Origin of the sequence: Streptomyces bullii (genome assembly GCF_042657145.1) — a bacterium.
GTDB classification, from domain to species: domain Bacteria; phylum Actinomycetota; class Actinomycetes; order Streptomycetales; family Streptomycetaceae; genus Streptomyces; species Streptomyces bullii.
Genome location: NZ_JBHSNY010000004.1, coordinates 646,924 through 658,878, shown reverse-complemented (window position 1 = coordinate 658,878; position 11,955 = coordinate 646,924). Strand labels below are relative to the sequence as shown.

The 11,955-nt window shown below is 72.8% G+C and carries 8 protein-coding genes; 3 read left to right on the top strand and 5 right to left on the bottom strand.

Going from position 1 to position 11,955, the window contains the following annotated elements; translation table 11 throughout:
* Positions 1-61 precede the first annotated feature (61 nt).
* Both mmuM and ACFPZJ_RS14405 read left to right on the top strand, forming a co-directional pair.
* A complete protein-coding gene (gene mmuM, locus ACFPZJ_RS14410) occupies positions 62-970 on the top strand; it encodes a homocysteine S-methyltransferase (RefSeq protein WP_381021185.1) in 909 nt (302 codons plus the stop codon).
* 442 nt (positions 971-1,412) lie between these two features.
* A complete protein-coding gene (locus tag ACFPZJ_RS14405) occupies positions 1,413-2,468 on the top strand; it encodes a LacI family DNA-binding transcriptional regulator (RefSeq protein ID WP_381021184.1) in 1,056 nt (351 codons plus the stop codon).
* A gap of 351 nt (positions 2,469-2,819) precedes the next feature.
* Here the strand turns inward: ACFPZJ_RS14405 and ACFPZJ_RS14400 are convergent, their stop codons facing one another.
* Positions 2,820-3,347, bottom strand: coding sequence for a GNAT family N-acetyltransferase (locus ACFPZJ_RS14400; protein ID WP_381021182.1), 528 nt, complete (start codon positions 3,345-3,347; stop codon positions 2,820-2,822).
* A gap of 227 nt (positions 3,348-3,574) precedes the next feature.
* On the opposite strand from ACFPZJ_RS14400, the gene ACFPZJ_RS14395 reads away from it, so the two are divergent.
* Positions 3,575-3,724 (top strand): hypothetical protein, encoded by a 150-nt coding sequence (locus ACFPZJ_RS14395; RefSeq protein WP_381021180.1) that lies wholly within the window; start codon positions 3,575-3,577, stop codon positions 3,722-3,724.
* A 63-nt stretch (positions 3,725-3,787) separates the two neighbouring features.
* Here ACFPZJ_RS14395 and ACFPZJ_RS14390 read toward each other — a convergent pair whose 3' ends face one another.
* The 4 genes from ACFPZJ_RS14390 to ACFPZJ_RS14375 all read right to left on the bottom strand — a co-directional run bounded on the left by ACFPZJ_RS14390 (position 3,788) and on the right by ACFPZJ_RS14375 (position 11,942).
* On the bottom strand, positions 3,788-5,455 hold the full coding sequence (locus ACFPZJ_RS14390) for a carboxylesterase/lipase family protein (RefSeq protein ID WP_381021318.1): 1,668 nt from the start codon (positions 5,453-5,455) through the stop codon (positions 3,788-3,790).
* Positions 5,456-5,546: 91 nt separating this feature from the next.
* Entirely contained in the window at positions 5,547-6,791 is a 1,245-nt protein-coding gene (locus ACFPZJ_RS14385; RefSeq protein WP_381021178.1) for an alginate lyase family protein, read from the bottom strand.
* A gap of 26 nt (positions 6,792-6,817) precedes the next feature.
* On the bottom strand, positions 6,818-10,147 hold the full coding sequence (locus tag ACFPZJ_RS14380) for an alginate lyase family protein (RefSeq protein WP_381021176.1): 3,330 nt from the start codon (positions 10,145-10,147) through the stop codon (positions 6,818-6,820).
* Positions 10,148-10,160: 13 nt separating this feature from the next.
* Positions 10,161-11,942: a putative Ig domain-containing protein gene (locus tag ACFPZJ_RS14375; RefSeq protein WP_381021175.1), complete on the bottom strand. Its 1,782-nt coding sequence runs from the start codon at positions 11,940-11,942 to the stop codon at positions 10,161-10,163.
* Between the last annotated feature and the right edge of the window lie 13 nt (positions 11,943-11,955).

Genomic DNA, 11,955 nt, shown 5'->3' with positions numbered 1-11,955 from the left:
GGGGCGCAGGGCGACGCGACGAGGTGGGGCGCCCCGCGCCGCCTCGACTACCGTCGACACCATGACCAGCACGCTCACCCTCGCCGAAGCCCTCGCCACCGGGACGGTCGTTCTCGACGGCGGCATGTCGAACCAGCTCGAGTCGGCCGGGCACGACCTGAGCGACGAGCTGTGGTCGGCGCGGCTGCTCGCCGAACGGCCGGAGGCGGTCACCGAGGCGCACCTCGCCTACTTCGAGGCCGGCGCGGACGTGGCGATCACCGCCAGCTACCAGGCCACCTTCGAGGGCTTCGCCAAGCGCGGCATCAGCCGTGCCCGTGCGGCCGAACTGCTCGCGCTGAGCGTGGAGTCGGCGCGCGAGGCGGCCCGGCGGACCCGGGCGTCGCGGCCCTTGTGGGTGGCGGCCTCGGTCGGCCCGTACGGGGCGATGCTCGCGGACGGCGCCGAGTACCGGGGCCGCTACGGGCTGACGGTCGAGGAACTGGAGCGCTTCCACCGGCCCCGCGTGGAGGTGCTGGCCGCCGCCCGCCCCGACGTCCTCGCCCTGGAGACCGTGCCCGACGCCGACGAGGCGGCGGCGCTGCTCCGGGCGGTGCGCGGACTCGGCGTCCCGGCCTGGCTGTCGTACACCGTCGACGGCCGCCGTACGCGCGCCGGTCAGCCGCTGGAGGACGCCTTCGCCCTGGCCGCCGACGCGGACGAGGTGATCGCCGTCGGCGTCAACTGCTGCGCCCCGCGGGACGTAGACGCCGCGATCGCGATCGCGGCCCGTGTCACCGGGAAGCCCGTCGTCGTCTACCCCAACAGCGGCGAGTCCTGGGACGCCCGGGCCCGCGCCTGGGACGGCCGCGCCACCTTCACCACCGAGCAGGTGAAGGGCTGGCGGGAGTCCGGGGCGCGGTTGATCGGGGGGTGCTGCCGGGTGGGACCGGAGGCGATCTCCAGGATCGCGAGGACGCTGGCAGCCTGAGTGCCTGTTCTGCCTCGGGCCGCACGACGGCTGTGAGCGCCTCAGCCAGCCACAGAGTGCCTCAGTGAGCTGTGACCGCGCTTCGGTGCGGGCACGGAAGCGTGATCTCGGCTCCGAGCTGTTCCCTCGCATCGGGCGTAAGGCGCCCTGACGGGGGCCGGAAGGGCCCTGATCGAGCCTGCCCGGGAGGCCGTGCGGAGCGTGAAGTCCCCGGACGAGCTCAACCGGACGCTCGGCATCTGAGACGGGCGGTCGGCGCCACCGCGGCCCGTCATCTCCCTCCGGCCCTCCGCCCGGCATCTGCCTCCCACCTCTCGTCCCGGCCCCGCCCCCGCTGCTAGCCTCCGTTCCGGGAACCGGTTGCCATCATGTTGCCGCAGTTCCCGAGGGGGCGGGCAGGCGGGCCGACCAGGGCCCGGCGCCCGGGAGAGACGAGGAAGGCATGACGAGGAAGAGCGGGGACGCGAGCCGCAGCACGATCCGGGACGTGGCGGCCCGCGCGGGGGTGTCCGCGTCGACGGTGTCGCGGGTGCTCGGCGGGGTGTATCCGGTGAGCGCGGCCACACGGGCGCGCGTGATGCGGGCGGTGCGCGACCTGGACTACGTCGCCGACGCGCGCGCGAAGGCCGTCGCGGGCGTCGGCACGCCCACGCTGGCGTTCGTGCTGGAGGACATCACCGGCCCGTCCTTCGCGCACATGGCGTACGGCGTCGAGCGGGAGGCGACCCGGCTCGGCCATCTGTGCCTGGTGTGCGGCACGGAGGGCGACGTCGGGCACGAGCTGGAGTTCGTGGAGATGATGCGGGCCCAGCGGGCCGCCGCCGTCATCCTCGTCGGCGGCACCGCCGACACCGCGGAGTACCGGGAACGCACCCGCCGCATGGCCGACTCGCTGGCGTCGGCCGGATCGCGTCTCGTCCTGTGCGGCCGGCCGCCGCTGGGCCCCGGCGCCCCGGTGACGGTCATCGAGTACGACAACGAGGGCGGCGCCTACACCCTCGTCGCCCACGTCCTGTCGCAGGGCCACCGGCGTGTGCTCTTCCTCGGCGGCAGGCCCGACCACACCACGGCCCAGGGCCGTGCACGCGGCTACCTGGCCGCGCACCGGGCCCGCGGCCTGGAACCCGACCCGGAGCTGCTGCTGCACGGCGACTTCACGCGCGACTCGGGCCACCGCCTGATGCAGCAGGCCCTGAAGCGGGGGCTGGAGTTCACGGCGGTGGTGGCCGCCACCGACATGGTCGCCGCGGGCGCGCTCACCGCCCTGCACGAGGCGGGCCTGACCGTGCCGGGCGACGTCTCCCTCGCCGGGTACGACGACATCCCCTTCGCCCGCGACCTGCACCCCGCCCTGACGACGGTCCACGTCCCCTACGAGGAACTCGGCCGCCTCGCCGTCCGCACCGCCCTGGAACGCGCCCCGGACGCCCCCGACGAGCACCTCCTGCTCGGCACGCACGTGGTGGTGCGGGACTCGGTCGGCCCGGCCCCGAGCTGACGGCTGATCAGGCGCCGCGCTCCCGTGGGCGTCCTCCCCTCGGGCCTGCCGCTGCGCTGGGGCCGTTTTCTGCCCGCCTTCTTCGAGCCGGAGGGCGGGCCGGTCTCGGCGTTCGACCACAAGGTGACGGCGGCCTACCGGTGACCCACCGACGGCCTCGCCGACCGGCCCGCGCGGCCGCATTCACCGAGGTCGGCCGCGTGCTGCGGGACCCGCGCGAGGGACAACGGTTCCGGCAGGGGCGTCTGCTGAGGAGCCGAGCGAAGTGACCCGGCATCCCGGCGGGCCCTGCGGCGGCGTGTCGCGCTGCCGCCGCCGGGCCGTCGGGAGGTGCACCTCACTCGCTGCGGCTCACTCCTGACGCCTGTCCGGACCGGAGGTCGCGTACCGCGCCGTCGACGCGTCGCCGCCCCGGCGCCGCAGTCCGGTTTTCTCCAGGACGCGGACCGAGGCCGGGTTCGACAGTTCGACCTCGGCCCGCACCGTGTGCACGCCGGGCGCGGTCAGGGCGAAGGCCACGACGGCGCGGGCGGCCTCCGTGGCGTAGCCGCGGCCCCTGCGGGACGCCACGACGCCGTACCCGAATTCCACGGCACCGTCGACCGGCGGCCAGAACAGGCCGATGGAGCCGACCACTTGGCCGCTCGACCGCTCGACGATCTGTCGCTGGCCGTGGGTGCTGAGGGCTTGCGGATGCTCGTCGAGGTATCCGGCGATGACGTGATCCCCCTCGGCGGGGAAGTCGTGCGCCCAGTGGGTGAGCCTCGCCCCGGCGAGAACCGCGGTGATCTCGGCGGTGGGCCACGGCCGCAGCAGCAGCCGTTCAGTGCTCAGAACGGCGGCGGCCGAGGGGAAAACCGAGGAGAAGGATGAAGACATGGGACGCTCCTGGTCGATGAGGACGACCGGGCCGCGACACCTTCACACGGCCCGGTTCCGGGCATGCTGACGACAGGCGGGGCGGGCCATATTCATCAACTCCCTTGTCACTCACGGGCCGTCGCGCGTTCGGCGCTTGACTGAACGCTATCAGGGACGGGGTCGCACCGGGCCGGGGTCCCGTCCCCGTCCGGCCGCTGCTGCGCCGCCGGACTCCCGGCCGGGCCTTGCCCCTGGACCTGGAGATGCCCGCCCGGCTGCCCCGGCCCGACCCGCGTGTGGACGCCGTGCGCGGCTGCGTGGTCATCGAACGCGGGCCGCTCGTGTACTGCTGGACGGCGTGGACCAGCGGCCCGGCGTCCGCTGCGACCACCTGACGCTGCCGCACGGGACCCCTGGCCGTGCGGGAGGAGCCGGAGCTGCTGGCGGGGTGACGGTGGTCAGTGCCGACGGAGCGCGCCGGAGCGCCGGAGCCGCCGTACCGCTGACCGCGGTGCCGTACGGGGTGCGGGCGAACCGCCGGCCTGGTCCGATGCCGGTGTGGGTCCCTCAGGCGGGACGTCGGTCGCGCCGGGGGCGGCGCCGGCGGTCCACAGGGCCAGCTCGGCGTCCCGGGGGCCGTAGGCGGTGTACGGATCGCGCACCGTGTCCGGGCCCCCGTCGCCGAAGATCCGGACCGGGTGCGTGGCGTCCCAGCGCTGCCAGCCCGGGTCGCCGTCCGCCGCGAACCGCACCCAGGCGCCGTGCAGGGCGTCGGCGAGTTCCCGTGGGGCGCCCTCCCCGGCGAGCTTGCGGGCCTCGGGGACGTCGTCCGTGTCGAAGACGAAGCCGAGCTCCAGGGCGTGGCAGGCGCCGAGGCCCGGCAGGTTCGAGGGCCAGGCGAACTCGTACACGTACGACGCCTCCGTGCGGGCGTCGGCCAGGCGGTGCAGGGGTCTTCTGAGCAGGTGGTCGGTGACCATCTGGCCGACGAGTTCGGCGGTGCCCGCCTCGGGGTGCAGGGCGCGGTAGCCGCGCGGGACCTCGCTGGCGCAGTGGCAGCGGGCCATGGCGCCCGCCAGGACCAGCCCGCCCAGCCGGTCGACGCGCTCCAGCAGCCCACCAGGCACCAGCCACAGCCGGTACTCGTCGCGGGTCCAGCCCGTCAGCAGTCCGACGCCGCGGGCCGCGCCCCCTTCGGTGAGCGCCTCCAGCGGATCGCGCGGGACGACGTCGCCGTCGACGACGACGCCGAAGGCGGGCCCGCCGAGCACCGGGCTGCTCAGCCTGCCCACCTCGGCCTGGGTGCGCAGCAGCAGGTCGCGGTCGACGGCGGCGAAGGCCTCGGCGGTGGCGGGAACCTTCAGCCGGGCCGCCATGCGGCGCACCATACGCCGTACCTTGCCCCGGTCACTCGCCTCGGGCGGCCCGCTCTGCAGCACCGCCCGCCGGACCAGCCCCTGGGCCTGCGGCGCGGCGAGCAGGGCGCCGATGCTGATGGCGCCGGCGGACTGGCCCGCGAGGGTGATGCGGTCCGGGTCGCCGCCGAAGGCCTCGATCGCCTGGTGCACCCAGGTCAGGGCGGCGATCTGGTCGCGCAGTCCGGGGTTGGCGGGGGCGTCCGGGAACAGTCCGTAGCCCTCCACGCCCAGCCGGTAGTTGACGGACACGCAGACCACGCCGTCGCGGGCGAAGGCACGTCCGTCGTACACCGGCACGGCCGAGGAGCCCCTGGTCAGGGCGCCGCCGTGCAGCCAGACCAGGACCGGCAGGCGGGCCGCGGGGTCCGGCTGCGGGGTCCACACGTTCAGGTTGAGGCAGTCGTCACCGGGGACGACCGGATCGGACAGGTACTGGGCGAACGCCTCCGAGTACGGCGGTTTCGGCGCCGTCGGCCCGAAGGCGCCCGCGTCGCGCACGCCGTCCCAGGGCTCGGGCGGCACGGGCGGCCTGAAGCGGCGGGGGCCGAACGGCGGCGCCGCGTACGGGATGCCCCGGAACACCGCGATCCCGTGCTCGTACCTGCCGCGCACGGCCCCGTGCGGCGTCCTGACCACGGGGTCCCTACGGCCGCCGCCCACCCGGTTCGTCCGGTTGCCGTCCGCCGGGTCCGTCTGGTCCGCCGTCATCGCCCACCAGCCCTTCGCCGCGCTCGTGCACCGGTAACACCAGAGCACCACATCGCTCGCCGGTATTCCGCTCACGAGCGCGGCGCAGCGGCTATTTGGCGTACATCAGCGTGCCGAAGCCCAGCTGGTCGTAGCCGCCGCTGGTGGAGCCGTAGTCACCTCCTCCGCCCTCGGGGGCGACCGAGAAGCACATCTGGGCGATGTACTTGTCGTCGAGGTACAGGCGCCGGTTGTAGTGGTAGTGGAGCATCGCCCACACGGGGCGGACCTGGCCGCGGCTGCCGGAGCCGATGACCGTCTGCGACTGCTGGGAGCAGTTCTGGCCGCTGCCCCAGGTGTAGGTGGTGTACGGCACGTTCATGCCCAGGTTGTACTTGGCGACGTACTGGGCCGCCTTCATGAAGCGGCGGCCGTCGTAGGAGTACAGGTCGTCGCCCTGGTTCCAGGCCATCTCGCAGACCGCGCCCATCTGGCCCATGCCCATGATGGTGTGGCCCTGGTCGCGGCCGGACTCCTGCCACTGTCCGAGGTCGTAGCCCTCGACGTTCGGGTACAGGAACGGCACCGCGCGCCGGATGGAGCCGTTGCCGCCGCCGCTCTTGAAATAGTTCACGGCCTGGTCGTACTTGGCGCCGTCGTCGCACAGGATCCCGATGGCCATGACGGAGGCCATGTTGCACAGGTCCCAGTTCGCCCAGTAGTTGGTGATGCACGCGTCGTTGTGGTTGGTCAGGAAGCTGTTGTTGAGCGGGTAGAACACGTTCAGCATCATCTGCTTGAACCTGTTCAGGTCGAACCCGGCGTAGCCGCGCATGAGTTCGGCAGCGTTGGCGAACTGCCAGCCGTAGATCCCGGCGGCCAGGAACCGGTCGGCGTTGCCCTGGATGGACGTGAGCGTGTTCGCCCAGGCGTTGAGGATGCGCACGGCGCAGTCCCCGTGGGCGGCGGTCCCGGCGACCCACCAGCGCAGGGCGTTCTGGTAGGCGGCGGCGATGTCGTTGTAGAGGATCTGGTAGTTCTCGGGGTAGCCCGATCCGCGGTAGACGGTGGCCTGCGGCCGGGGCGTCCAGGTGGACTGCGAGCGGGCGTTGGCGGTCAGCCGGTTCCAGCCGGACAGCCAGGGGTCGTCGCCCGCGGCGACCCTGACCTTGGCCCGGTTCAGGTCACCCCAGTTGTGCAGCATGCCGGGGTGGGTGAAGGTCGCCGGGGCGGCGTCCGCCGCGGTGGCGGACGCGCCCAGGGCGAGGGCGGCGGTGAGGCCGCCGGCGGTCTTCAGCAGACCGCGGCGGCTCACCTCGGGTGTCGGGAGGTGCGTGTGGGGGGACGTGCGGCTCATACGGTGCATCTCCGATCCATGGAGGATTACGTGGGGGTGATGCTCACCTCGTCGAACTCGGTGGTGCTGCGGGCCAGGGGGTTGCGGGAGCAGACCACCAGGCCCACGTAGTAGGGGGCGTCGCCGAAGCCGGGGATCGCTCCCTCGGCGAGGGGGGTCCAGCTGACGCCGTCATCGGCGGAGACGGAGGCGGTGAAGTTCGTTCCGGTGCGCCTCAGTCGCAGCAGGCAGGGCGCGGTGACCGCCGCGTTGCCCGTGAAGGTGGACCGTCCGGCGACGGTCGTGCGCAGCATGAGCTGCGCGCTGGTGCCGCCGCTGACGATCGTCCCGGCCGCCTGGTCGAACGGCGACAGGGACTTGGCCATGAGCAGGCCGACCCGGTCGTTCGGGGCGCCGGTGCGGGAGACCAGCCGTGCGGTGATCTCGCAGTCGCCGGTGACGGGCCGTCGTACGAACTGGCCGGTCATGCCCTGGTTGTTGACGGTGAGGTCGGTGCCGGCGCCCCGCACCACGAAGGTCCCGTCCTCGTGGGAGGTGCTGCCGGGGGTGCGGACGGCGACCACGCCGAAGGTGCCGTAGGCGCGGTCGTCGAGGACGACGTCGCCGAGGTCGCCGTACGACCAGGGCTCGGGCGGCGGGGTGCCGACCGTGAGGGTGAGGGTGCCGGTGGTGTCGCCGGCGGCGTTGCCCGCGCCGGTGGTGACGGTGAACTTGCCGGTCTCGGTGGGCGTTCCGGAGATCAGGCCGGTGCGCCGGTCGACGCGCAGCCCGCGGGGCAGGCCGTCGGCGGTGAAGCGGACCGGCTCGTGGGAGGCCCGCAGCAGATGCCGGAAGGGGACGCCCCGGTTGGCGAACGCGGCGGGGGCGGAGGTGAGTTCGGGCCGGGACGGCGTCGGCATCGCCGCCGCCGCGGGCGTGGAGCGCGGGCCGCGTCCGCCGCGGTTCGTCCTGGCGACGGCGTAGTGGTACGTCGTGCCGGGCGTGCCGGTGGCGTCGGCGTACCGGAGGCGGGTGCCGAAGCCGACGGGGCCGACGCCGGTGGCGATCGTCTCGTAGGCGCCGTCGGGGTCGGTGGCGCGCAGCACCGTGTAGCGGGCCGCGAGGTCCGGGTCGGTCCAGGCCAGTTCGACCGCGTCGGCGCCGGCGGTGGCCCGCAGGTCGGTGGCGGTGCGGTCGGGGCGCGGCACGGACCAGACCTCGCCGGCGGTCCGGGAGGTGACGCCGACGTTGTCGAAGGCGCCGGTGCCGGTCTCGGCGTAGTCCTCGTCGACGCCGAGGCAGGAAGTGAGGGTGAGGCCCGCGTAGGCGAGGTGCCCCAGAGAGTCGATCTCGGTCGTGCCGACCTCCGTCCATCGGATGCCGTCGGCCGAGACGGCGCCCGTGCACCGGTCGCCGCGGCGGGTCACCCGCACCCAGTACGGCGCCCGCAGCCGGTAGCCGTCGCCCGCTCCCTCGACGTACGGCGCCTTTAGCGGGGTCGCCGACTCGGGCAGTGCGCCGAGGCTGGAGATCGGGAAGGCGGCGCTCGTCGTGATGGCCTGCTGCTGGGTGGGCGGCACGGGCGTGCTGCCGGTGGCCGAGACCGCGGCTCCGGCCTTCGGACGCACGGTCCACACACCGCTCCAGGTGTGCAGCGGCAGCCCCTGGATCAGCATGGAGGCGTGCGCCGCGTCCGGGTCCAGCCCGGCGCGCAGGGTGACGCCGATCTTGGAGTACTGGGAGCTGAGCGGCCACACGATGCGCGCGGTGATCGTGCCGTCGCCGGGCAGCGGCAGGTACGCCAGGCGGTGGGTGCCGTCGGTGCCGGAGGCCTCCAGTACGAACCGTTCCCCGTCGAAGACGGCCGCGCCGGGGATCTTCACGTCTCCGATGTCCCGGGTCTGCCAGGGCTCGGGGAGCCCGGCGGTGGCCGCCGCCCATGCCGAGGCGTCGCTGGTGCCGAGGGAGTTGGTGGCGGTGACGGTGTAGTAGGAGGTGCGGCCCCCGCGTGCGTCGCGGTCGGTGTAGGAGGGGTGGGCGACACCGTCGGCGATCTTCTCGTACGGGCCGTCGGGGGCGGTGGCCCGCAGGACGGTGTAGCTGTCGGCCCACGCGGACGGCAGCCAGCTCACCGTGACGGACCTGTCCACGCCCACCGCCGTCACACCGGCCGGGGCCGTGGGCGCGGTCCGCGCAGGGGCCGACGTGCCGGCGTAGGTGAGGGTGCCCCAGCTGGGCAGGTCGTCGTTGCTGCCCTCGACGACGCGTGCGCCGCCGGTGCCGCGGAAGACGGCGGCCTTGGTGTACGGGGCGTCGAGGCCGCGGACCCCGGCGTAGTGGGCGTACACCATCTCGTAGATCGGCGGCAGGTTTCCGCGGGCCACCGCTGAAACCGTTTTCTTGACGTACTTTCCGGTGCGGTCCAGGTCGGGGACGAAGGGCACGTCCCCGCCGAGGTTGTAGCGGGCGGCGTACTCGGCGTTCTTCAGCAGCCTGTTGTCGTCGAAGCCCCACAGGTCGACGCCCTGGTTCCAGGCGACCTGGGCGGCGTCGGCGAGCAGGCCGACCGCGAGCTGTTCGTGGCCCTGGTCGCGGCCCGACTCCTGGCCCTGGCCGGCGTCGGTGACGATGCGGTTCCTGACGCTGCCGTTGCCCGCCCCGGCGGCGGCGAACCGCAGCGCGTCCTCGAACAGGGTGCGCTCCTCGCAGAACACGCCGATGGCGAGGATGGTCTGCACGGCCGTCAGGTCCCAGTTGCCGTTGGCGTACAGCATGTAGCCGGACACGGCCGGATACCACACGCGCAGGAAGGACTCCTCGCAGCGGGCGATGTCCGACACCGGCCAGCCGTCGTACCCGGTGTGCCGCAGCAGTTCGGCGGCGTTGACGAACTTGAACGCCTGGAGCCCGGCGCCCAGCGGCCCGTCGGCGCCGGTGACCGCGGTGAGGGACGCCGACCAGGCGTCGAGGATGTCCCGGGCCTTGTCGGCGTGGGCGCGGTTGCCGGTGACGCACCACATGAGGGCGTTCTGGTAGGCGGCGGCCGAGTCGGCGACGGCCTGGTTCTGGAAGTTGGTGGGGCCACGGCCCCAGGAGGTGATCTGCCCGGTGTTCTGCACGGCGTACGTCGACTGCGAGCGCGGGTGGGCCGCGAGCGCCAGGTAACCGTCGTACACGGGCGGCCGCTTGTTCGCGACCGCCGCCTTCATACGGGCGAGGTCGGCGGCGCTGTGCAGCAGCCCGGGGTGTGTAAAGGCGAACTCCTCCGCGGAGAAGCGGGCCCAGGCGGGCGCGGCAGAGGCGGCGAGCAGACCGCCTCCGGCCGCGACCGTGAGCCCCGCCGCGCCGAGGAACGAGCGTCGGCTGAGGGGAAGCACGGGGGGACTCCTCTTATGGGTGCTGCACGGTGAGCGTGAGGGTCTTCGTCGCCGTGCCCACGCTGTTGGTGGCGGAGACGGTGACCGTGTAGGTGCCGGGGACCTGCGGGACGCCGGAGATCAGGCCCGTCCTGGTGTCGACCTCCAGGCCCTTCGGCAGCCCCTCGGCGGCGAACGAGGTCGGCAGCGCGGTCGCGGTGACGAGATGGTTGAAGACCTGTCGGCCGGTGGCCGTCGCCTCGCCGGCGCTGGTGATCTGGGGGGCCACCGAGGAGGCCGCCGTGGCCGCGTCGAGGAACCGCAGGTTTTTGACGTGCTCGTTGGCGAACATCGGCACCATGTCGGTGGTCAGGTACCAGCCGGGCTTGCGCATCTTGTCGTGCACGACCGTGCCGTTGACGGCCAGGTTCTGGAAGGTGACGTCGCTGATCGGGCGGTTGGCGTCGTAGCCGGTCAGGATGGCGGTACTGGCGTGCGTGCCGTCGTAGGTGAGGTTGCGCACGTACACGTCCTGGATGCCGCGGCCGGGCGCGGAGTTGTAGCGGTTGGCCATGACGCGCATGTTGATCAGCTGGCCCCAGGTGAAGTCCTCGACCCGGACGTCCTGGATGCGGAGGTTGCGGATGAGGTTGCTGTCACCCGGGTTGAGCGCGAAGCAGCCCTGGTAGAGGACCTGAGGTTCGCGGTGCTGGAGGACGTCGATGTTGCTGAAGACGATGTTCTCGATGACCTCGGGCTTCTCGGGGTTGCCGTGGGTGCCCATGTTCACCGGGTGCGCGACGTCGGCCCACAGGGTGGAGTCGCGGACGGTGACGTTGCGGCAGTCGCCGTAGTAGTCCCAGCGGTGGGCGTAGATGGCGATGCAGTCGTCGCTGTTGCGCATCCACACGCCCTCGATCAGGACGTCCTCGCTGCTGAACACGTCGATGCCGTCGCCCCACTGGCCGCTGCTGTAGGAGTGCAGGTTGCGTACGGTGACCTGCTTCGACTGGCCGATGGTGCAGGAGTAACCGGTCTTGAGGTTCATCACGAGGACGCCGTCGATCTCGATGTTCTTCGAGAACGCCACGGTGGTGCCGCCGTCGGTCTCGGCGATGATGCCGCGGCCGATCAGCCGGGCGTTCTCCACCTTGTTGAACGACACCTGCGCCTTCAGCACGGCACCGCCGGCCAGGTAGACGGTCTTCCCGCTGGGCACCTGGAGCAGGTTGTTCGGGACGGTGTGGATGCCCGGGCCGAAGTAGATGACGTCGGGGTCGTCCGCCTCGGGCCGCATCTTCTCGATAGGGTTGGCGTGCAGCTGCAGGTTGTTGTAGAGGTCGCCGTCGATCTCGACGGAGAGGTTGCGCGGCTCGCTGAGGCTGAAGGTGACGGTGTCGCCGCTCACCTCGTGCTCGATGTCGTACGACAGCGGACGGATCCGAGCGGAGCCGATGGCGCCCTTGGAGGACGTGACCTGGACCTCGACCGTGCCGGTGAAGTCGAGGCTGGCGACGGAGGTCTGCCGGATGATGCCGGCGCCGGTCTTCTCGTTGATGGTCTTCGTGCCGACGCGCAGGACGGGCACCGGCTTCCACTGGCCGCCGGGAACCCGGGCCTTGACGACGTAGCTCGTGTTGATGGGCATCGCGCCGGGGACGGGGTGGATGACCAGCCGGTCGGTGGTCTCCGGTCTGTCGTCCGCCGCCGCGGCCGTGCCCGCCGCGGTGCCGATCAGGGTGTAGGCCGCCGCGGCGGCGCCGGCGGCCTGGATGACGGTGCGCCGGGACAGGCCGGTGCCCTGGATGTCGTTCATGGTGATTCCTTCG